The following is a 22747-nucleotide window of genomic DNA, read 5'->3' as shown; positions in this document are numbered from 1 at the left end:
AACATCAAGGCGCCCCGTAGTGGATAAGAAAACTGGCGCAATCATGGCACCTTCTGCCAGGGGGTTCAACATGAAGTCTGTAACAGCCCGCACATAAATCAGGCAAACGCACCGTGCTGTGCAACAAAGCCATTGACGCGGAATGGGGTTTACGGTTTAATGCGCCCCGTTGCCCGGATAGCTCAGTCGGTAGAGCAGGGGATTGAAAATCCCCGTGTCCTTGGTTCGATTCCGAGTCCGGGCACCACTATTTAGAAGAACCCGCCTATGGCGGGTTTTTTGCTTTTGGCGAAACGGACTCTGCATCGAACTGAAAGTCGATTATTCGTCTCATCCCTGAGACTCACCCCATGAGGGGCCAGCGCAAGCGCTGTTCAAAAACGTTCCCGACGTTTTAGTATTCGTTTCATCCCTGAGACTCCCCCCATAAGGGTCCAACGCAAGCGCTGTTCAAAAACGCTCCCGTTTTACACGATACAAACTTTCAGGGCTAATATTGAGAATGCATATTAGGCAAAACTATAATTTGATAATTTAAAAACTTCAGGAGAATAAGAGCTTTGCTCAAATCCAGCATTGATAATAACCTGGTTCAATGGATTTATGCGCAACAACCCTCCCTTCGACCAACAGCAAGTAAATTCATTAAGATTATTTACTCGCAGTAATTTTTTAATAAATTCTAAATCTTTAAGAACCATCTCTATCAGTTGAGGACCGACCCGTCCACTGGAGAGAAGACTTTTGATCCCTGCATAAAAAGGACGGTAAGATATTCCATTTAATCTGATTCTATCTGTTGCAGGAAGTCCAGAATATATATTCAGGCCAGTTCGCCCAACAACTAAAATCTCATTGTACTCGGCCGTAGTTTGTTGACGCCTAATTTGACGATGAATTTCCTCAACGGATAACAAAGTATTATAAGGTTTATTCATTCTAAAGTTACCTTTAGTAGGCCTATTTTTCCCTTGAAATATAGCGTCTGCCAAAGCGTAACTATCGACCAGTGCTCCTGAAGGAACAGCTCCCTCTCTACCCGCAAAATTAGGGAATGCCACATCCTGTAGGTGAGTGCCCAGAATATTTTGCACAGGTACATTTAAGTCCAATGCAACAGGGAGCGGTGCTATACCACATCCCGCTAAACGAGCCGGTATTTTTTTTGCAACGCAGCAACATGAAATAACATCCCAACTATTTAAGATCGACTCAACAGAACGTTGCTCGAATGGAGATATAATATCTCGACCAGCTCGACTCATACTACAGATGCCACTGATAGTATGAATAATTTTAAGATCGCCATTTATATCGATTCGCCGCCGCCAACCATCGAGTATTCTCTTGGTCTCTAGCTCACTATATCTTTTATTTAGATATTCATCTCTAAACCTTGCAATTTTATTCTTATCAAGTTTCTCGCCAAACTTTTTCAAGTTAATATTTAACATAAAAACCTTACATTAACAAATGGTGAACATTGAAAACACATTAAACACCATCAAATATAAACTCAACAAAAATTGGCTTAACTACTTCCAAATATGTTCATTAAAACATTAACATACATTAATTAAGACTCTTGTAACGCCATTAATTATTTTCACCTACAATATTTATCGTCCAGACACACAACTTAAAGCCCCCCCCAAAAGCGTTTTTTTTACTATTTAAAACGCGCTATTTTATCGTCCACGCATCACTAAACTGTTCGCTACTGAACAGCTCAGACAGGCCGCTAATCTGCTTCAGGCGCAGCACTTCATCAGCGTCCATCCCTAATTCTGATCCGATTTTCAAATCATCCCAGCCCAGACGGGAAAGATCGCGGACAATATCGGACATCGCCGTTACCTGATGTTTTCCACGCGCCCTGTTATGACGCACCGTCGCGGCAATACATTCGGCTTCACCACTGGATTCCAGGTTTACCACCGTAATAGGAAAAAAACCGTTAATTCTCTTTTTTGCCACAGGCGATGTTTTTCCTACCAAATGCCGGTGAAACCCATCCACGACCTGAAACTTATCTTTCAGCGGCGTCACCACAATAGGCTGAGTGAATCCATCTGTCTCAATTGAAAGCTGTAACAAGCTTCGTTCAACGGGCGCCATAACGTTAGGGTTATAATCATTGGCCACAATATCGCCCTCACGAACCCAAAGGACACAATCAACCGGCTCTTTTTTAAAAGGGCTGTGCTGATGCATGACTTTTTTGACTTCATTTATTGCGTCCACTTTTGACTCATCCGATTCGACGGAAGAAAGATAATTATCCAGTTGTTTTAATAGCGTATTAAGCATCAGAGGATCCCCCACATTTGTCGTTTCTTTTGTATCCTTTCAAGGTACCGGTTGTAGTGCTGTGGCTTATTAGGGCTAAATGATAGCGTCCGACACCAAAAGTCATTCTTTAATAGCGTCTTACATATCCGTCGCCACGAGGGTATATCTCTCGAGCCGGAATCTTTATCCTGTTCATCAGGGATGTTTTCTGGAAACTCTCGTTCTCTATACCATTTTAAATAAATGGCAATTTTATTCTTGTAATGCTCCGCCGTTTTTTCCGGCATCGATGCCAGTAAAAACATGGCGTACTCTTGCCAGGTTAAATGGTTCGGTTTTGTGATGCTAGTATTGCGGGCATAGAAAGAACCGCTCTGGTGCGCATAAATAGCGCCGCTATTGGCGCCAGCTACGCGCATGCATACCCGGGACCAGGTTTCCGGCTCCAGAACATGGTAGAGCCAAAGCCCACGGCGCGCCTCCGGGCCAAAAGGTTCACACACCCTCATCGCTTTCATAGGGACACCGGCGCGATACATCAGGTCATAAAGCGGGTTTCCGGCAGCTTTGTATTTGCCGTTAAAAATCCAGATGTCCCGTACCTTCCAGTCGTACAAAGGATAAGCGACACAAAAATTGCCCTCCCGGCTGGCCGTAGTCCAGGGCTTATCATCGGCATAGCGGGTTTTGCTTTGTGAAGCCAGCGCTAAAAAACGGTTGAGGGATTCGTCGGCCCGGATACCGGTTAACGTGGCCAGACCTTTATCGCCGGAAAGCCAGCGCGAGAACGCTGGCATAAACTCTTCAAAGGTCATGCCATAGCGATAGAAGGGGAAGAAGTTTGGATCGGTAATGGCGTCTTCTGGCGGCCGGCGAACCCATTCCACGCCCTCCTCCCAGCAAATCCATTCCGGCTGAGCCTGCGAAACCCCGTTCACCGTGGTTAGCGGCAAAGCGACCCAGTAAAAATGCCCAACGATATCGTCATATTGCTGCCTGAGTCGCAATACATGGTCGATGGTATACTGGAACTGAACTTCCCAGTCGATAAATAGCACGTCAAACTGACGCTCCCGGCGGCGAGCGATTTCAGCCACAAGGTGAAAAAGCACGCTGGAATCCTTTCCACCGGAAAAAGAGACGCAGACCTGATCAAAGGTATCGAATATCCAATCGATTCTCTTTTTAGAAGCATTAAGAACATTATCATCAAGAATGATTTTTTTATCTTTTCTCACAAAAACTCCCTTTTACTGCTGTCTCAACATTACTACGACAGCAAAATCCCTGCATTTCGTTCAATCCACCCAGGATATCTTAGCGCACCAGCCTGGTAATATCCTCCGCCAGGAAAACCACGCTCTCCGGATAAAACATTTACATAAATTATGATTCGCATATTTTATATAAACACCATCAATACCGCAGTGCGGTTATGTTATATCCAGCCTCAACCCCAGACAATAAAAATTTAAAATCATCAAGAAAAAACCGTAATCAATTGAATTATCTATATTTAAAATGCAAACAAAAAAAACACATCAACAAAAAATCAAAGAAGCCCTATCTACAGCCTGGCGTTAATTTTATTAAAATAATTGCAGATTAATAAAATGGATAACCACGATAGAAATAAGAAATAGCGCAGGCTATGCCGAAACAGAATAGATGAACTACCGTAGTATAAGCGGGCGACTTGCCCGGATCGAAGCAGCATCCGGGCCATCAACTCATCCTTAGGGACGATCAACCGCTACCTGTCTTTGACCACAATCAGCGGCTCGATATCGCTCTCTTTTTTAATCACCAGCGAATCATCGCCACGCAGGCAAGTGCCACCGTAGCTGCCGCCCACGGTAAAAGTGCAGACCTGGATGTACTTGCCATCCACCTTCGGCAGGCACCACAGCTGCTGATAGATATTCTTGCGATCCACGAACTTGCCGCTGGTTTTATCCAGCAGTTCATCATGGTGGCTGACCAGATCGATATTGCTGCCGCAGCGCCCGGCAATTGGCTTCACCGCGTAGCCGGTTTTTAACAGCAGGTTGTTCACCTCGAAATCCGTATCCAGCAGGTAACGGTGGTTCGGGAACAGCTGCCAGAGCACCGGCAGAATGGCTTTATTACCGGGGATCACCGTCCACAGCGGTTCAAACACCAGCACTTCCGGGCGAAGCAAGACGTCAATCAGGCGCACTTCTCCCTGTGGATGGCCGGTACGGATCGGCACGGCGGCATATTCGGTTTCGCTAACCTCACGAATTTGCTCAATCGCGGTTTCCCACGCCCAGGTTTTCCAGACACAGTTCACCGCCCGGCCGTCATTATCAATAAGCTGCCCGGCGCTGTCCCAGCTCAGCTCGCCCAGGCCGTGCAATATTTTGGTGTCAAACCCGGCCTGCATCAGCGAACGCTGCATAAACAACGCGTGGTAATCCTCCTCGGCGTCATTGTCCTGCATAATATGGACAAACGGCCGGGCGCTGCTGTGCTTCCAGGCCCCGGTAAGCTCTTCCAGCAACCCTTCCGCCGGATTATGCCCGGTTCCCCGGTATCCCGTCTTAACCCACTCCTCAAGGATAAGCCCACTTTCGGTGTGGCAGGAGGCTGAATCGGCGTTGTATTCGTACACCTTCAGCCCGCGCTCATCCATGCAAAAATCCATGCGGCCGCTGACCATCTGGTGGCGGCGCCATTGCCAGGAAAGTCTCAGACGCGGCCAGAGAATTTTGGGAATATCAAAGAGTGCCAGAAGACTGTCGTCTTTCAGCACTTTATCCGTGGCGTGCAGGTACATCAGGTGTAGCTCGTTGGTGGCCTTGATCAGTTCCTGCTCGGCGCTTTCGGTAATAGTGAAATACTGGCAAGGATCTTTATTAATAATGTGGCCATTGGCCTGTATATAGGCCAGTTGAAGCTCATCTTTTTCATTCAGCCATTTGCCGTCGAACTGGCGCTTATTGGCCAGACGAGCCCCACCAATTTTTAGCGCTTCACCGCCGATTTCCGGCTGCGGCTCGCTGTCGGTCGTCTCTTCAGTTTGAATCATCCAGCCAAGAATCGACGTGTCGGCAAACGTATCCTGCAGCGTGTAGTGGCCGTCGCGTTCAACCAGGGTTAATTCGCGCGTCCACTGCTGTCCGGCGGGTAACGGCGCATGAACCACGTTCTGTTCGGCAATGCGCACTTTATTGCCGATAAGCTGAGTGATCACCGCGACATGGCCGGTTTCATGAAACTCGCCGCCCTTCTGCCAGATAAGCAACGCGCCCGCCTCCGGCGCTCGTTTTGAGCCATTCGCAAAGGCCTGCAGCGGCAGAATATTGTCGTTCACCACCTGACGTAAAAAACGCAGCGAGAAGATTTCCCACGCCATGTGAACGTCGGTGAAGACAAAGCCGTAGTTTAAGAAGAGAAAGCGGCGGGCAAACTCTACGCACTGCCATTTGTGGCCCATGTATTCGTTGCCGATGTAGCTGCGAAACTCCGCGTCTTCGGGGTAATTTTTCGGGTCGAGGCTGCCGTAATTAGAGGAGTAAATCGCTACGCCACCCGGCGCATAGCCCAGAAGTGTACCAAAGGGCGAATCGTTGTCTGGTGTTCCTGTATGCATGTGTCCAACCTAAATCAGGCAGGCGGCAAAGGTCACGCGGATTGTCGTCTGCACGTTAAAATTAACCTGACAGAGAAGCCGTTATCATACACCTCTGCCAACGGTTTTGTGCAGTCGCGCTTCGTTTAAACAGACATATTCCGGCAGGTCGGGGCCCAAAGAAAAAGGCTGCCTCAGCGGGCAGCCTTTGTTAAAAAGTGACTCAGCCAGTTTATTTGTTCCCGTACTCGCTGCCGTTAACCCAGGCGTGATCTTTCTCCCAGGTAAACATCCACTTGCGTACCGGCCCCGCCATCACGTTCAGGTAATAGCTGTCGTACCCGGCCATCGTCGCCACCGGATGGTAGCCTTTCGGCACTTTCACCACGTCTTTGTCGTACACCGCCATGCACTCATCCAACGAGCGGTCATCGGTATACACACGCTGCAGACAGAACCCCTGCGGCGGGTTGAGGCGGTGATAATAAGTCTCTTCGAGATAGGTTTCGTTGGGCGGATTATCGGTGTCATGCTTGTGGCTCGGGTACGAGCTGGTGCAGCCCTCGTTGGTATACACCTCCACCACCAGCAGGCTGTCGGCGGGCTTATCCTCCGGCAGAATATTGTGGACATAGCGCTGGTTGTGGCCTTTACCGCGCGCCTCGGCATCAATATCCTGCGGGGCAATGAGCCGCGTGGCATAAGTCCCTTTACCCGGCGCGGAGCAAACGGCCAGTTCGAGCGCGGTGAGCGCCAGAACCTTAACCCCCTCGCCGGACGTCACGTACACGGCCCAGGGTTTACGGCGCTCAAACGGGCTCATGCGGTCGCCTATTTCAGGGAAGCGAGCGAGCGGCGTGTCCACCGTCGCACGTCCTGCGACCAGCACCAGGCAGCGCTCTTCCTCCACGGCGGGCAGTTCCAGAACCTGCCCTTCCTGAAGCTGATAAGCGGCGAATCCCACGTAGCCCCAGCCCGCGTTTTCCGGCGTGACGCACTGCGTCTGCCCCTGCGCGTCCGGCTGCTGCCAGCGGGAAAGTAATTCGGCCATGCTCCCTCCTTAAATCAGCCCGGCTTCGCGAGCAAAACGGCTCAAATTAGCGTAGCCCAGACGCGCGTAGGTCATCGGGTGTGCCACCGCCGGATCCTGCTCGGCCTCAACTACCAGCCAGCCCTGATAGCCATGCTTTTTCAGCAGCGCCATGATCGGCGGGTAGTTCACGCAGCCATCGCCCGGCACGGTAAATACGCCGCTCAGGACCGCATCCAGGAAGCTGGTTTTGCGGTTTTTCACGTCCGCCAGCACGCCAGCGCGCACATCTTTGCAATGCACGTGGTTAATGCGCGAGATCCAGCGCTCGGCCATCGCCAGCGGATCGGCCCCTGCAAAAGTCAGATGCCCGGTATCCAGCAGCAGCCCGACTTCCGGCCCTGTGTGAACCATCAAATTATTCACGTCATCCGCGCTCTCAATCACCGTTCCCATATGGTGGTGATAGGCAATTTGCACGCCCTGCTGCTGGGTATAACGGGCGAACGCGGTAAGCTTTTCGCCGTACTCCTGCCAGCGTTCGGCAGGGAAACGGGGCCGTAAATGCACCGGAGTTTGCTGCTCACCGTGAATGCAGTGGGTGACTTCTGCAAATACCAACACCTTCGCCCCCAGTTCGCGCAGCAGCGTCAGGTGCGGCTGCACGGCCTCAATTTCCTGCTCAACGGAGCGCTCAAGCAAACGGCCAGAATACCAGCCGGAGACCAGCTTCAAATCATGCTTATCGAGAATCGGCCCCAGCACGCCGGCCTCTCGCGGGAATTTATTCCCCAGTTCAAAACCTTCAAATCCGGCCTCTTTTCCTTCGCTCAGGCAGGTGTCCAGCGGCGTGTCGGCGCCCAAAGAAGGCAGATCGTCATTGGTCCAGGTCAGCGGGTTAATGCCTAAATGCACGGTCATAATGCTCTCCTTATTGTTTATGCTGGCCGCGCTCGCGCCACAGGGCGATCAGCCGCAGGTAATTGTCACGGATGCGCGCCACCAGCTGCGCATCGTCGATATCGCGTTTTAACCAGGCCTGCGAGGCTTCGCCAAACAGCGTGCGCCCTACCGCAAAGCCTTTCACAATCGGGTAATTAGCGGCGGCATTGAAGCCATCACGCAGCACCTCTACCGGGGCATCCAGGCCGAGGATCACCACGCCGCGGCAGTGGGGATCGCGTTTATCCACCAGCTCGCTCAGGGCCGCCCAGCCAGCGCTGCTCAGCGGCGGCAACTTCCACCAGTCCGGGTAGATGCCAAGGTTGTAGAAGCGGGAAACGGCTCTGAGATAAAGCTCGTCGCTGCGCGGCATATTCGCCGGGAGGATAACTTCCAGCAGCAGCTCGTGGCCCGACTGGCAGCAGGCGCGGTACACTTCGGCAATCTTCTGCTCCTGCTCCAGACGCAGAGCGTGGGCATCTTCCGGGTGGAAAAAGACCAGGCACTTAACAATGTGTTCCTGCGGCCAGCTAATCAGCTGCGAACCGATGTTGCCATGTTCCATTTCCAGCGGGCGTGACCCTGGCAGCTCAATCGGGCGACCGATCCACCAGCCTTCACCGGTGATGGAATTCAGCGCGTCCTGGCCGAAGGTGCCGTCGCACAACAGCCCGGCTTTGCCCTCCAGCTCGGCACGCTGAGCGGCTTCGCGGCTAGCCTGTAAAATCAATTGTTTAAGCACCGGAATTCGGCGTAAATCCGCGCCGCTTTTCAGCGCCATCTCTTCCAGTTGGCTGCGGTGATCGAACGCCATCACGCAGAGTTCCGGCCACTGGCGTCGACGCGTGGTGACGCGGTGCAGGTGATTCAGGCGTGCGTCGAGATCCGGGCGAGGCACCTGATGTTCACGCGAAAGGTAATCATCCAGCTCAATTTTGCTTGGCATCGCCGGGGCGCAGCCATGGCGTGAAACCACCAGTGCACCGCAGGCATTGGCATAGCGGCAGGCCTGCTCCCAGCCTTCGTCATTGAGGTAGCCGCGCAGCAGGCCGGACATGAACGCGTCCCCCGCGCCCAGCACGTTGAGCACTTCCACGCGCACGCCGCTGACGTTTATCCCGCCATCCAGCGAGTCAGGGATCAGCCCGAGGAACACGGAACAACCTTGCGCGCCTCGCTTACAGACCAACGTCGCCTCGGTGTTCTGCCGCACTTTTTTCAGTGCCGCGAGCGTGTCGATTGACCCGCCGGCAATGTGGAATTCTTCTTCGGTGCCGACAATCACATCAAAAAGATGCAGAACCGTTTGCAGCTGGGTTGTGACCTGTTCGGCTTCAACAAAGCGCGTCTCGCCGTCGCCGAGGGAGGTCAGCCCCCACAGCACCGGGCGATAATCAATATCCAGCACGGTGCGAACATCGTTCCGGCGGGCATAGCTCAGCGCAGTCAGCACCGCCTCACGGGTACGCGGGTTTGAGAGGTGCGTGCCGGTAATCGCCAGGCAGCGGGCAGAGGCAATGTACTCTTCGCTGAAATCGTCCGCCGTAATCGCCATATCCGCGCAGTTGTCGCGATAAAAAATCAGCGGGAAAGTGTCGCGATCTTTGATGCCCAGCAGCACCAGCGCCGTCAGCCGCTCTTTGTCGGTAATTAAATGGCTGGTGTCGCAGCCGACCTGGCTAAGTTCTTCGCGCAGAAAGCGCCCCATGTGCTCGTCGCCAACGCGCGCCAGCATGGAAGATTTCAGCCCCTGGCGAGCGGTACCGTAGGCCACATTGCCGGAGGAGCCGCCAAGATAACGGGCGAAGCTGCTGGCATCTTCCAGCCGCGCACCAATCTGCTGGCTGTAGAGATCTACCGCGACCCGCCCCATGCAAATCAGATCCAACTGCTTTTCTTTCATGCTTCGTCCTCAGACAATGTCAGATACGTTGACCCAGCGCCCCTGCTGGTGTGACAGGGCGATAGCGTCGAGAATGCGCGACACCTTCCAGCCCTCTTCAAAGTCCGGCCACATCGGCTTATCAGTGGCAATGCCGTCGATCAGATCGCGTACTTCCACCGTTTTTTGATCGTTAAAGCCAATGCCGTGCCCCGCCCCCATACAGAACGAGCCGTAATCCGGGTGAGCCGGACCAACCAGCAGCGTGCGGAACCCCTGGCGGCCTTCGGGATCGCTTTGCAGATAAAGTTTCAGCTCCGCCATGCGTTCCTGAGTAAAGCTCAACGCCCCTTTCGTGCCGGTGATTGTCCAGGTCAGCCCCATTTTTCTACCGCTGGCGACACGTGATGTTTCGATCACGCCCTGGGCACCGCCTTCAAAACGCACCATCGCGTGGGCCTGATCTTCGTTTTCCACGGCGATCATCTCGCTGCTGCCAGCGGAAGCCGGGCGCTCCGGCACCACGATTTTCAGGTCACCGCAGACTTCGTGGATATCGCCCACCAGGTACTGCGCCATATTGACGATGTGCGCCGCCAGATCCCCCAGCGCGCCAAGCCCGGCGGTTTCTTTGAAACAGTGCCAGTGGATCGGCGAAAGCGGATCGGCCATATAGTCTTCATTGTGGGTACCGTAGAAGTGGATCACTTCCCCGATCTCACCGCGTGCAATGATCTGCTTTGCCAGCTGCGCCGTCGGGTTCTTCATGTAGTTGAAGCCGACCAATGTCTTCACTCCAGCCAAATCGGCAGCATCCACCATCAGGCGTGCGTCGCGGGCGTTAAGCGCCAGCGGCTTTTCTGAATAGACGTGCTTGCCGTGGCGAATCGCTTCCAGCGCCATCTCTTTATGCAGGTGGTTTGGGGAACAAATGTCCACCACGTCAATGTTCGGGTCCGCCACCAGTTCGCGCCAGTCGCCGGTGGAGCGATTAAACCCAAGCGCCGCGGCGCGTTTTGCCGCCAGCTCCGGCGTGACTTCCGCTACCATTTCACGCACCAGTTCGCCCTGCAGGTCAAAGACCGTCGGCGCCTGGGCGTAGGCGATGGCGTGGGCTTTGCCGATGTAACCGGTGCCGATTAAACCAATTCTGACCTTTTTCATGTGTTGTTCCTGAAATCGTGACCAGCCTTTGTACCCTCACCCCAGCCCTCTCCCTGAATGGGAGAGGGTTAGGATGAGGGGCAATCCCTACAGCGCGCCGCGCCGGTTCTTGGCGTAAGTATCAAACGCCACCGCCAGTACGATAATCAGCCCGGTAATGATCTGCTGGTAGTAGGCCGACACGTTCATCAGCACCAGGCCATTAATCAGGATCCCCATGATGATGGCGCCGATGATCGTGCCGCTGATCCGCCCGTAGCCGCCCATCAGCGATGTCCCGCCGATCACCACCGAGGCGATAACGCGCAGCTCGAAGGAGATCCCCGCGACCGCTTCAGCGCTGCCCAATCGGGCGCTGAGCACAAAGCCCGCCAGCCCGGCAAGACAGCCAATCACCACATACACGCTAACCAGCACGCGCCTCACGTTAACCCCGGCGAGGCGAGCCGCTTCCGGGTTGCCGCCGATGGCATACACAAAGCGTCCCCAGCGAGTTTTGTGCAGCGCCAGATAGCCCAGAATCGAGACGATGGCGAAGATCCAGATAGGTATCGAGATGCCGAGCATTTCGCCGCGTCCCCACCAGCGGTAGCCGGCATCAAACCCGGCAATTGGCGCGCCGTCGTTGATCACCAGCGTCAGGCCGCGCCAGATAGTCATCCCGCCCAGCGTGACAATGAACGGCGGCAGACGCAGGCGAGTGACGCCCAGACCGTGCAGGAACCCAATCAGCGTGCCGAGCGCCAGGCAAATCCCCAACCCCAGCAGCCAGCTAAAGCCGCCCCAGGCGTTCGGATCGACAGTGGTAAAGTTATCCCCCTTGATCACGTAGGCTGCGGTCATCGCGCACACGGCCAGGATCGAACCCACCGACAGATCGATACCCGCCGTGAGAATGACAAAGGTCATGCCCACCGCGATGATCCCGTAGATAGAAACCTCGGTCAGGATGTTGAAAATATTACGTTCGGATAGGAAGTTGCTGTTCTGCGACTGGAAGAAGATCAGCAGCAGGAACATGAAGATCAGCACCCCGAAGCGCTCGAAGAAAGCGATCGGATCGAAGCGTGAGGCACTTTTTGCCGGCGTCTGGGTTTTGGTAATCATCTGCGTCATGGGCTCCCCCGTTATGCGGCGCTTAAGGCGCTATGGTTGATGGCCATCAGGGTCATCAGCCGTTCTTCGTTGGCTTCGTCGCCGTGCAGTTCGCCGGTCACTCGCCCTTCACTGAGGGTGATGATCCGATCCGACACCGCGAGAATTTCCGGCAGGTCGGAAGAGATCACGATCACCGCCACGCCTCGCTTAGCCATATCAAACAGCACCTGATGCACTTCAGATTTCGTGCCTACGTCAATGCCGCGAGTCGGCTCGTCGACGATCAACACCCTTGGATTCAGCGCCATACAGCGCGCCAGGATCACTTTTTGCTGGTTCCCGCCGGAGAGCTTGCGCACCTCCTGTTCGGCGTTAACCATTTTGATTTGCAGCGCCTGCCGGTAGGACTCAATCAGCGCATCTTCTTTACGCGGGCTAACGAAATAGCGCCAGGTCAGCAGGGACGAAAGGCTGGAGAGCGACAGGTTGTCGCGGATCGACAGGCCCAGCACCGCCCCTTCTTTTTTACGATCTTCCGGCACCAGCGCGATGCCCTGGTCCAGCGCGTGCATCGGGTTTTGAGGCCGGTAAGGTTTGCCGTCCAGCTCGAAACTGCCGGTGGTGAATTTGTCTGCGCCAAACAGGCAGCGAGCAACCTCGGTGCGTCCGGCACCAACCAGCCCGGCGATGCCCAACACTTCTCCGGCGTGCACGTGGAAACTGATGTCTTTCAACGCAATGCCGTGTGGATCAAGCGGCGGCTTTTCACGGCTCAGCCCCTTCACCGCCAGGCGGATGGGCTTGTCTGCATGGTGCGTGAGGCTGGCATCGCGGCGGTTAAACACCACGTCTCGGCCGACCATCAGGCGAATAATTTGCTCCACGTTGATGCCCGCCACGTCGCCGGAGCCGGTATAGCGGCCATCCTGAAACACGGTGAAACGGTCACAAAGCTGGAAGACTTCATGCAGGCGATGAGTCACATAAATAATGCTGACGCCACGGCCTTTCAGCTCGCGCACCACGCGGTGAAGGCTCTCAACTTCGCTGTCGCTCAGGGCAGCGGATGGCTCATCCATAATGATCAGCCGGGCGTTCAGCGTCAGCGCCCTGGCAATCTCCACCATTTGCTGCTGGGCAACGCTCAGGCGGGCCACGGCGGTCGTCGGCGCAACGTTGAGCTGCAAATAATCCAGAATGACCTGCGCTTCCTGGTTCACCGCTTTGCTGTCGACGATCAGGTTGCGGCGGCGCGGCTCGCGGCCAAGAAACATGTTTTCCGCCACCGTCATATTGGGCAGCAGGTTAAATTCTTGATAAATCGTGATAATGCCTTTGTTCTGGCGCGCTACCGGCGAGTCATCCGCAGAAAGCGTTTCACCGTTGAACCAGATCTCACCGCGCGTTTGCGGCTGCGCCCCGGCCAGCGCCTTCAGCAGCGTGGATTTTCCCGCGCCGTTTTCCCCCAGCAGGGCATGGATTTCCCCCTGCCCGACGCTGAGCTGCGCGCTGCTTAACGCCCAAACGCCGGAGAAACTCTTCGCCAGGTCGGTCACTTTCAGTAAAGGTTGCGACATCAGACTGCTCCTCTGTTGCGCCCGCCCGCAGGCGGACGGGCACGTTCAGATTTATTTGCCGGCTTCGCCGATACGCTCTGCTTGATCGAGGTTATCTTTGGTGATCATCGTGGGCGCGTAATCTGCCCCGGTAATCGCCTTCTTCTCGCGGATGTTGGCCACCAGCTGGCTCATCGCCGTTTTCACCGCAAAACCAGGGCGCTGATCGGCGGTTGCCGCCATCCAGCCATCGCGTACGCGGGCCAGCGCTTCCGGCACTGCGTCAAAGCCGGTCACCAGCACTTCACCCGGTTTCATGCCCTGGCCCTGCAGCGCTTCAATCGCGCCGAGCGCCATATCGTCGTTGGCGGAGAGGATCACCTGAGGCTTTTTCGGCAGAGACGGCAGAACGCTTTCAACGATGCGCATGCCTTCGGAACGCATCCAGTTCCCGGTCTGATCGGCGACGATCCTGTATTTATCGCCCCCGGCTTTTAGACCATCGCGGATCCCTTTAGTACGTTCGATATTGGAGGAGGAGCCAGGCTGCCCGGTCAGCAGCACGATGTCCGCGCCGTCAGGGAATTTGGCTTTCACAAAGTCCGCCACCGCCTGGCCGCCTTTATAGTTGTTGGCGCCAAAGTGCGGCACCGGCTTATCGCTAACAACCGAGCGGTCGAGTGTCACCACCGGCAGCTTGGCATCCTGAATTTCACCTACCGCGCTCGACACGGCGTTAACGTCGTTTGGCGAAACGATAAAGCCCTGAGCGCCACGGGTGATGGCGTTTTCCAGGTCCGCGACCTGCTTAGGAGAGCTGCCCTGGCTGTCGAGAACCTGCAGCTTGACGCCCATCTCTTTGGCGGCCTGCACGGCGGTGCGCTGCATATGCACTTCAAACGGCATCGCAAGGTTGGGGGTGCTAAAAACAATCTGTTCGTTTTCGGCCAGCGCCGGAGCCGTGGTCAGGGCGATGAGGGCGGCGAGGATCAGCTTTTTCATTGTTATCTCTCTTCTATGTGTAGGGTCTTCGGAGGTTACAAAGCAACTTCGCGCTGGCTACGCAGTGACTCCAGCGCCTTGTCGGCCAGGTACAGGGCGCGTTCACCGTCATCGCCGCTGCACTCGGGTTTGGCCTCGCCGCGCAGGACGGCAACAAAGTGCTGCCATTCGGCGGCGTAGGCATCTTTGTAGCGCTGGAGGAAGAAGTGTTCTGGCAACGCGCTGGTGTTCCCGCCGTCGCCAAAGAATTGAACCTGGTTTTCCAGGATATTGCCCGCTGTTAGCAGGCCCTTAGCGCCGTGCAGCTCCAGACGCTGGTCGTAGCCATAGGCCGAGCGGCGGCTGTTCACAATGGTCGCCAGCGCCCCGGAGGCATATTTCAGGACGATAAAAGCAGTGTCGATGTCGCCTGCCTCACCAATCGCCGGATCTACCAGATTGCTGCCCTGGGCATACACGGCCACCGGCTCTTCGCCCATGATGAAGCGAGCCATATCAAAGTCGTGAATGGTCATGTCGCGGAACATGCCGCCGGAGACACGCACATATTCAGCGGGCGGCGGCGACGGGTCGCGGGAGATAATCACCAGCGATTCCGGCGTGCCGATGCGCCCCTGTAGCGCTTCGTTTTTCAGCTTGCGGAACTGAGGGTCAAAGCGGCGGTTAAAGCCGATAAACAGCGGCACATTATGAGCTTTCACCACTTTCAGGCAGTCGCGCACGCGGGCCAGATCCAAATGCACCGGCTTTTCACAGAAGATCGCTTTGCCGTGTTTGGCGGCAAGCTCAATCAGGTCAGCGTGAGTGTCGGTCGCCGAGGCGATCAGCACCGCATGAACCTCCGGGTCGCTCATCGCCTCGGCAACGCTCTGCTGGCGCGCCTGGTATTTTTCGGCAATGCGCGCGGCGTTTTCTGCATTAGGATCGACAACGGACCAGAGGGTGGAATGGGGATGGGCGGCAATATTGGCGGCGTGGATTTGGCCGATACGGCCCGCGCCCAGTAAAGCAATGTTAAACATGGCGGCTCCCGAAAGTGGTGTTGCAGTAGGGTCATGAGCCGGATCTTCCGGCTTTCACATGCAGCTGAATAACGACGCCTTAAATAAAACATTTATTTCATTTTAATGCAGAGTGAAAGTTTCATTTTTGCGCAGAGGTTAACATTTTGATAATTTATCGGCTGTATTTTGTTAGCAAAATCACAACGCCGAATGAATTAAAACCTCCACAGAGAAGGGATTTGAGAGGGAGAGCGCGCCCATGCTCCAGTACGAGAAGAGAATAAAGCAAAAATGAAATAAACATTCCGCCAGACAGTCCAGCGGAATGCTGAAGGGTTAGTACTGACGGGCGTTTTTGAGCTTAGCGGCGGTTTGTTCAGCGGCATCGGCCACCGTGCTCGAGCGAGCAACCTGAGCGTCTCCGGTGCGCCACCAGGCCTCGTAGTCGTGGGTCATGGTTTTAGGCAGCACTTTGATATCCAGCAGCGTTGGCCCAGGCTCATGCCGGGATGCCTCCAGCGCGGCAAGCAGCTCCGCCTCGCTATTGACCCGCCAGGCTTTGCAGCCGTAGCTTTCGGCATTTTGGGCAAAATCGACCTTCACCAGCGGGCCATCCAGCCTGCCGCTGTGTGGACTTCGATGGCGGTTTTCGGTACCAAAACTGCCCATGCCGTGGCCCATCTGCAGGTTATTGATGCAGCCGAACCCGGCATTATCGAACAGCAGAATGGTGATTTTTATCCCTTCCTGCACGGCGGTTTGCAGCTCGGAATGCAGCATCAGGTAAGAACCGTCCCCCACCATCGCATACACTGGCTGCTGCGGCTTCGCGAGCTTTGCCCCCACCGCCGCGGCAATCTCGTAGCCCATACACGAATAGCCGTATTCGAGGTGATAGCTGTCCGGCGTTTTTACCTGCCACAGGCGCTGTAAATCCCCCGGCAGCGAACCCGCCGCGCCCACCACGATAGCGTCGTCTTCAATATGCTGATTCACCAGGCCCAGCACGCGGGTTTGAGTCAATGACGTACCTAGCTCACGGCTGTATTCCTGCAACGTTTCGTCCAGATGGCCCGCCACTTCAGGGGCTTCTCCCGCCTGCCATTGCCGAGTCCACAGCCGCTGGCACTCCTCGCGCCAGGCCGCTTGAGCGTTAGCAGCTTCGTTCTGCCAGGCGGCGTGATAGCCAGCCTGATGCAGCCCGGCAGTCAACTGCTCGAGCCCAATCCGGGCATCGGCCACCAGCGGGGTGGCGTCCAGCTTCAGGGCGTCAAATTCGGCTACGTTTAGCAGCAGGTACTCAGCCTCGGGTGAAAACAGCGATTTAGAGCCGGTGGTAAAGTCGGTCAGCCGGGTGCCGACGCCGATGATTAAATCCGCCTGCGGGGCCAGTAGGTTAGCCGCCAGGCCGCCCGTTACGCCGAGGCCGCCCAGATTAAGTAAGTGCTCGCTTACAAGCGCACCTTTTCCGGCCTGGGTTTCGGCAAACGGTAGCCCGAAGCGTTCCACAAAATCCTGGAAAACCTGATGCGCGCCGGAATAGCGAACCCCACCGCCGCAAATAACCAGCGGACGACGCTTGCTGGCAATGAGCTTTAGCGCGGCATGCAGCCGATTTTCATCCGGCGGACGCCGCTCGATATGGTGCACTCGCCGGGCAAAGAAGCTTTGCGGATAATCCCAGGCTTCACCCTGCACATCCTGCGGTAGGCAAATCGTTACCGCGCCGGTATCCGCAGGGTTAGTAAGCACTCGCATGGCGCTAATCATGGCGCTCATCAGCTGCTCCGGGCGGTTGATTCTGTCCCAGTAACGGGACACCGGCCGGAAGCAGTCGTTGGTGCTAATGCTCAGGTCATGAAACTGCTCGATTTGCTGGAGCACCGGGTCCGGCTGGCGGCTGGCGTAAATATCGCCGGGCAAGAGCAGAAGCGGAATACGGTTGGCGGTGGCCGTTGCGGCGGCAGTCACCATATTGGCTGCCCCCGGCCCCACCGATGAAGTCACGGCGTAAATACGCTGCCGCCGGTGTTGCTTGGCGAAGCCGGTGGCGATATGCGCCATGCCCTGTTCGTTACAGCCCTGATGCACCTTCAGGTGGCCGGGGTCCTCCTCCAGCGCCTGCCCAAGCCCGAGCACGTTGCCGTGCCCGAAAATGGTCATTACGCCTTCCACAAAGGGCGCTTCCTGCCCATCGATTTCAACGTACTGCTGGTTTAAAAACCTGACCAGCGCCTGCGCCATGGTCATGCGGTGTGTGGTCATCTTTCCTCCCCTTAGCCCAGCGTCGGCATTGAGAATGCAGATCCTTGCTGATGGCTGGTTTCCGGCCAGCGAGCGGTGACGGTTTTCATCCGCGTATAGAAACGCACGCCGTCGCTGCCGTGCACGTTCAGCGGCCCGAAGATAGAACGCTTCCAGCCGCCAAAGCTGTGGAAAGCCATCGGCACCGGGATAGGCACGTTCACGCCGACCATGCCCACCAGAACTTCTTCGGTGAATCGCCTTGCAGTACCACCGTCACGGGTAAAAATCGCCGTGCCGTTGCCGTATTCGTGCTTGTTGATCAGTTCCAGCGCGCTGGCGTAATCCGGCACGCGCACCACGCTCAGTACCGGGCCAAAAATCTCTTCTTTATAAATGGTCATTTCAGGCGTGACATGATCAAACAGCGTTGGGCCAACAAAATAGCCGCCTTCATGGCCTGCGAGCCTCAGGCCCCGACCGTCCACGCGCAGCGTCGCGCCCTGCTGCTCTCCGCTATCAATATAGCCCAGCACTTTGGCCCGGTGCGGTGCAGAAATGAGCGGCCCCATTTCGTTTTCCGGCTCCTGCCCAAGGCCCGGCCCCACACGCAGCGTAGCAAGCTGTTTTTCCAGCCCCGCGCACAGCGCATCTGCAGTTTCATCCCCCACGGCAACCACCACCGAAAGCGCCATGCAGCGTTCCCCCGCGGCACCAAAAGCCGCCCCCATAATGGCGTTAGTTGCCATCTCCAGATCGGCATCCGGCATCAAAATACAGTGGTTTTTCGCCCCGCCCAGCGCCTGACAGCGCTTGCCGTGGGCAGAAGCGGTCTGGTAAATGTATTCGGCAATCGGCGTAGAGCCGACAAAGCTAACGGCCTGAATCCTTGGGTCGGTCAGCAATACGTCCACGGCTTCTTTATCGCCCTGCACCACGTTAAACACGCCGTCCGGCAGCCCGGCTTCCTTCAGCAACTGAGCCAGACGCAGCGACAGAGACGGATCTTTTTCCGACGGTTTGAGCACAAAGGTATTCCCGGTTGCCAGCGCGATAGGGAACATCCACATCGGCACCATTGCCGGGAAATTAAACGGCGTGATCCCCGCACAGACGCCAAGCGGCTGCATCAGAGAATGGCTGTCCACGCCCGTACCCACGTTGGCCGAATGCTCACCTTTTTGCAGATGCGGGATGCCGCAGGCGAATTCCACCACTTCAAGGCCGCGGGTCAGTTCGCCCACCGCGTCAGAATAAACCTTGCCGTGCTCTTCGCTGATGAGCTTCGCCAGGCCGTCCATGTGTTCCTCAAGCAGGCTTTTAAAGCGGAACATCACGCGGGCGCGCTTGAGCGGAGACTGGCGAGCCCAGCCTGGAAACGCCTGCTGGGCAGCGGCAATGGCCTGCTCCGTCTGCCTGGCCGTGCTCATGGCGACCAGGCGGATCTGCGCGCCGGTCGCCGGGTTAAAGATCGCCTGTACCCGCTGGCCTTCGCCCGCGACGCATTCACCGTGGATAAAATTCGCTACCGTCTCCATCTCTGGCCTCTTGCTGTTAGGGTTGTCTCCCGAACACTGTATATGAAACAAACATTCCATTTTAAGTTCAAATAAAATAAATGTTGATTATTGTGATCAACACTTCGTTTTTATGTTAACCCGCAGAATGAGGTGCAAAGACTGAGACGTCAGTGTCGTTTCATCCCCCGCCAGTTTTGGTGCATCTGTTTCATTTTTGCCAGTACTACGCTTAAATACGTTTCAGCGAATACTTTTGAGGATGGCAAATTGACCACCGCGACAACCCTGAGCGAACTCCAGCAGCAGATCCGCGACCGCTACGACAGCCTGAGCAAAAGGCTGCAGCAGGTTTCCCGCTACGTGCTGGATAACACCAATAGCGTGGCATTTGATACCGTGGCCGCCATTGCCGAACGGGCGGAGGTGCCGCCCTCAACGCTTATCCGCTTTGCCAATGCCTTTGATTTCAGCGGGTTCAACGAAATGAAACAGCTGTTTCGCATGAATCTGGTGGAAGAGACGGCCAGCTATACCGATCGGGCGAGGCTGTTCCGTGAGCTGGGCAGCGAAGCCGTGCCGGAAACGCCGCTGGATATTTTGCAGGAGTTTGCCCGCTCAAATGCTCAGGCCCTGCAGCAGCTGGCCGCCCGTACCGAACCGGAAATGCTGCAGCGTGCCGTGGAATTGCTGGCCGAAGCAGACACGATCTACGTTGTCGGCCTGCGCCGCTCCTTTAGCGTGGCGGCTTATCTGACCTACGCTCTGAGCCATCTGGATTGCCGTGCCGTGCTGCTGGACGGGCTTGGCGGCATGCTGCGAGAGCAGGTTAACCGGGTGAAAGCGAAAGATATTGTGGTGTCGATAAGCTTCTCCCCGTATGCCGAAGAGACGCTGATGGTGAGTGAAATTGCCGCCCAGGCGGGCGCTCGGCAGATAGTGATCACGGACAGCCAAATTAGCCCATTCGCCACGTTTAGCGATCTCTGTTTTGTGGTGAAAGAGGCGCAGGTAGACGCCTTCCGCTCGCAGTCCGCCACGCTTTGCCTGGTGCAGTCGCTGATGGTGGCGCTCGCGTATTATCAGGGCACGCCCCACAGCGCGCTCTCGCCGGAGGCCTGATTTTCGGATTGCCGAATGTCTCCGCAGGGTTAAGATGGAAACAACGTTTCAAAAATAACTCTTACCCTAAGGAGACACCATGCCCTACGAAGCCAGCCCGTCGCGTTATCAATCCATGCAGTATCGCTTCTGCGGCCAGAGCGGCCTGCAGCTGCCCGCGCTTTCTCTCGGCTTGTGGCACAGTTTTGGCGGCGTGAGTCCGCTGGAGTCCCAGCGCGATCTGCTGCGCACCGCGTTCGATCTGGGTATTACGCATTTCGATCTGGCGAATAACTACGGGCCGCCTCCGGGCTCGGCGGAAGAAAACTTTGGCCGCCTGCTGAAGCAGGATTTTGGCAGCTACCGCGATGAGCTGATTATTGCCACCAAAGCGGGGTATGACATGTGGCCAGGCCCTTATGGATCCGGCGGCTCACGTAAGTACCTGCTGGCAAGTTTGGATCAGAGCCTTAAGCGCATGGGGCTGGAGTACGTCGATATCTTCTATTCCCATCGAGTGGATGAGAGAACGCCGATGGAAGAAACGGCCAGCGCCCTGGCACATGCGGTGCAAAGCGGCAAAGCGCTTTACGTCGGGATCTCCTCTTACTCCGCCGAAAGAACACAGAAAATGGCCGATCTGCTGCGAGAATGGAAAATTCCGCTGCTTATTCACCAGCCCTCCTACAACCTGTTAAACCGCTGGGTCGATAAAAGCGGCCTGCTGGACACGCTGCAGCACAACGGCAGCGGCTGTATCGCCTTTACCCCGCTAGCCCAGGGCCTGCTGACCGGCAAATACCTGAACGGCATCCCGGAAGGCTCAAGGATGCAGGTGGAAGGCAATAAAATTCGTGGGCTGAATGAAAAGATGCTGACCGAGGCGAATCTCAGTAGCCTGCGCTTACTCAACGAGATGGCGCTGGAGCGTGGCCAGACAATGGCACAGATGGCGCTGAGCTGGCTGCTGAAAGATGAGCGCGTCACCTCAGTGCTGATCGGTGCCAGCCTGGCAGAACAGCTAAAAGAGAACGTTAAGGCGCTGGATAATCTGCACTTTACCGCAGAAGAGCTGGAGCGAATTGACCGCCACGTCGCCGATGGCGAGCTAAATCTGTGGCAGGCATCCTCCGACAAATAAAAGCCAAAGCCCCTGTAAACAGGGGCTTAGTTTTTAATATTTCCCGCTGCGGGAAAGCTTGTCGAGATAGCCCATCACAAACGCCGACAGCACAAACGTCAGGTGGATGATCACGTACCACATCAGCTTGTTGTCCGGCACGTTTTTAGCGTCCATAAAAATACGCAGCAGATGGATGGAAGAGATGGCCACGATGGATGCTGCGACTTTATTCTTCAGCGAGCCAGAGTCCATTTTCCCCAGCCAGCTTAGTTTCTCTTTGCCTTCGTAAATATCCAGCGTCGAGACAAAGTTCTCATAGCCGGAAAACATCACCATCACCAGCAGGCCGCCGACCAGCGCCATATCCACCAGCGAGAGCAGGGTCAAAATTAAGTCAGCCTCCGCAATCGAGAAGATATTCGGGAGAACGTGAATGATCTCCTGGAAAAACTTCACCGTCAGCGCAAGCAGGGCCAGAGATAACCCGAAGTAAACCGGGGCCAGAAGCCAGCGCGAGGCGTACATCGCATTCTCAATAAAACGTTCCATAATGTCCTGTCTGGAAATAGCAAAAGGGCGTCATTATAGCGAATTCCGGCGTTTAAGCGTGAGCCCCGGACGCAGGATTACAGGGCTCACACGCTGTTCAGGTCGATCTCCGGGCGCTGATACTGTGGCCATACCAACGCGACCAGTGCAGGATAAGCGTCGCGGCTAAACTCGTTAAAACACTGGCGCAGGTTCAGCACTTCAATATCTGACAATGGCACCTGCTCACCTTCGGCACAGCGTTTTTTAATATTGTCATAATATTTATACACCGCCGAATTTAAATCACTGCAGCGGCGCTGGGCGCTAAATAAAACCGGCTGGGAAGTCAGTTCATCGATACGCATTTTTTTAATTGTGGCGTGAGTAAAATCAATATACTCACTGTTAATACGCCAATAATAGCTGGGCGTAATTTTAGACATCAGCATGCCAAAATAATCTTCCCGCTCTTCGCTGGTGGTGATGGGTTGTATTTCACCCGCCGCACGATTTTTCTTATTATTTGAAGCGCTAAACTCCTTGAGCATAACCAATACAGCACACAACAAAATCAAAATGGTGACAATAGAATAAAATATGCTGTGCATAAGAAACTCCTGTTTTTTTTATTTTTGAATTGAGGCATCATATCGCGAATCTCTGAAC

At 55.3% G+C, this 22747-nt stretch carries 18 protein-coding genes and 1 tRNA gene; 3 read left to right on the top strand and 16 right to left on the bottom strand.

Translation table 11 applies throughout. The annotated features are described in order from the left end of the window. Positions 1-171 precede the first annotated feature (171 nt). Positions 172-247 (top strand) — tRNA-Phe (locus tag WFN87_RS22660). Positions 248-509: 262 nt separating this feature from the next. On the opposite strand, the gene WFN87_RS22655 is transcribed toward WFN87_RS22660, so the two are convergent. From WFN87_RS22655 to WFN87_RS22590, 14 genes are all read right to left on the bottom strand, one after another. Continuing rightward, on the bottom strand, positions 510-1454 hold the full coding sequence (locus WFN87_RS22655; protein WP_336983839.1) for a hypothetical protein: 945 nt from the start codon (positions 1452-1454) through the stop codon (positions 510-512). A gap of 229 nt (positions 1455-1683) precedes the next feature. Continuing rightward, on the bottom strand, positions 1684-2310 hold the full coding sequence (locus WFN87_RS22650; protein WP_336983838.1) for an IbrB-like domain-containing protein: 627 nt from the start codon (positions 2308-2310) through the stop codon (positions 1684-1686). Then, on the bottom strand, positions 2310-3530 hold the full coding sequence (locus WFN87_RS22645; protein ID WP_336983837.1) for a phosphoadenosine phosphosulfate reductase: 1221 nt from the start codon (positions 3528-3530) through the stop codon (positions 2310-2312). The genes WFN87_RS22650 and WFN87_RS22645 overlap by 1 nt, the downstream gene beginning before the upstream one ends. A gap of 515 nt (positions 3531-4045) precedes the next feature. After that, positions 4046-5908, bottom strand: a complete 1863-nt coding sequence (gss, locus tag WFN87_RS22640) for a bifunctional glutathionylspermidine amidase/synthase (RefSeq protein WP_336983836.1) — start codon at positions 5906-5908, stop codon at positions 4046-4048. A gap of 211 nt (positions 5909-6119) precedes the next feature. Beyond that, positions 6120-6938: a 5-deoxy-glucuronate isomerase gene (iolB, locus tag WFN87_RS22635; protein WP_166995226.1), complete on the bottom strand. Its 819-nt coding sequence runs from the start codon at positions 6936-6938 to the stop codon at positions 6120-6122. A gap of 9 nt (positions 6939-6947) precedes the next feature. Then, positions 6948-7838 (bottom strand): myo-inosose-2 dehydratase, encoded by an 891-nt coding sequence (gene iolE, locus WFN87_RS22630; RefSeq protein WP_336983835.1) that lies wholly within the window; start codon positions 7836-7838, stop codon positions 6948-6950. A gap of 10 nt (positions 7839-7848) precedes the next feature. Continuing rightward, positions 7849-9762, bottom strand: coding sequence for a bifunctional 5-dehydro-2-deoxygluconokinase/5-dehydro-2-deoxyphosphogluconate aldolase (locus WFN87_RS22625; protein ID WP_008457031.1), 1914 nt, complete (start codon positions 9760-9762; stop codon positions 7849-7851). Between the two features lie 9 nt (positions 9763-9771). Beyond that, entirely contained in the window at positions 9772-10905 is a 1134-nt protein-coding gene (locus WFN87_RS22620) for a Gfo/Idh/MocA family protein (protein WP_336983834.1), read from the bottom strand. Between the two features lie 87 nt (positions 10906-10992). Further along, entirely contained in the window at positions 10993-12021 is a 1029-nt protein-coding gene (locus WFN87_RS22615) for an ABC transporter permease subunit (RefSeq protein ID WP_166878096.1), read from the bottom strand. A gap of 11 nt (positions 12022-12032) precedes the next feature. Further along, a complete protein-coding gene (locus WFN87_RS22610) occupies positions 12033-13580 on the bottom strand; it encodes a sugar ABC transporter ATP-binding protein (protein ID WP_336983833.1) in 1548 nt (515 codons plus the stop codon). 51 nt (positions 13581-13631) lie between these two features. Continuing rightward, a complete protein-coding gene (locus WFN87_RS22605) occupies positions 13632-14561 on the bottom strand; it encodes a substrate-binding domain-containing protein (protein WP_166995218.1) in 930 nt (309 codons plus the stop codon). A 35-nt stretch (positions 14562-14596) separates the two neighbouring features. Continuing rightward, positions 14597-15583 carry an inositol 2-dehydrogenase gene (gene iolG, locus WFN87_RS22600; protein ID WP_008457020.1) on the bottom strand — a complete coding sequence of 329 codons (987 nt, stop codon included), beginning with the start codon at positions 15581-15583 and terminating at the stop codon, positions 14597-14599. Between the two features lie 318 nt (positions 15584-15901). Further along, complete coding sequence (gene iolD, locus WFN87_RS22595) at positions 15902-17830, bottom strand: 3D-(3,5/4)-trihydroxycyclohexane-1,2-dione acylhydrolase (decyclizing) (RefSeq protein WP_336983832.1); 1929 nt, start codon at positions 17828-17830, stop codon at positions 15902-15904. A gap of 11 nt (positions 17831-17841) precedes the next feature. Continuing rightward, on the bottom strand, positions 17842-19347 hold the full coding sequence (locus WFN87_RS22590; RefSeq protein ID WP_336983831.1) for a CoA-acylating methylmalonate-semialdehyde dehydrogenase: 1506 nt from the start codon (positions 19345-19347) through the stop codon (positions 17842-17844). 249 nt (positions 19348-19596) lie between these two features. On the opposite strand from WFN87_RS22590, the gene WFN87_RS22585 reads away from it, so the two are divergent. Further along, entirely contained in the window at positions 19597-20448 is an 852-nt protein-coding gene (locus tag WFN87_RS22585; RefSeq protein WP_008457013.1) for a MurR/RpiR family transcriptional regulator, read from the top strand. Between the two features lie 79 nt (positions 20449-20527). Beyond that, a complete protein-coding gene (gene mgrA, locus WFN87_RS22580; RefSeq protein ID WP_336983830.1) occupies positions 20528-21568 on the top strand; it encodes an L-glyceraldehyde 3-phosphate reductase in 1041 nt (346 codons plus the stop codon). A 33-nt stretch (positions 21569-21601) separates the two neighbouring features. Here mgrA and WFN87_RS22575 read toward each other — a convergent pair whose 3' ends face one another. After that, positions 21602-22099: a TIGR00645 family protein gene (locus WFN87_RS22575; RefSeq protein WP_008457009.1), complete on the bottom strand. Its 498-nt coding sequence runs from the start codon at positions 22097-22099 to the stop codon at positions 21602-21604. Between the two features lie 86 nt (positions 22100-22185). Continuing rightward, positions 22186-22689, bottom strand: a complete 504-nt coding sequence (locus WFN87_RS22570; protein WP_008457007.1) for an ESA_00282 family adhesion-associated protein — start codon at positions 22687-22689, stop codon at positions 22186-22188. Positions 22690-22747 lie beyond the last annotated feature (58 nt).

Source organism: Cedecea sp. AS113, from assembly GCF_037152415.1.
Taxonomy (GTDB): domain Bacteria; phylum Pseudomonadota; class Gammaproteobacteria; order Enterobacterales; family Enterobacteriaceae; genus Cedecea.
Note: the sequence above shows the minus strand (reverse complement) of the source record. Positions and strands in the feature narration are given on the sequence as shown.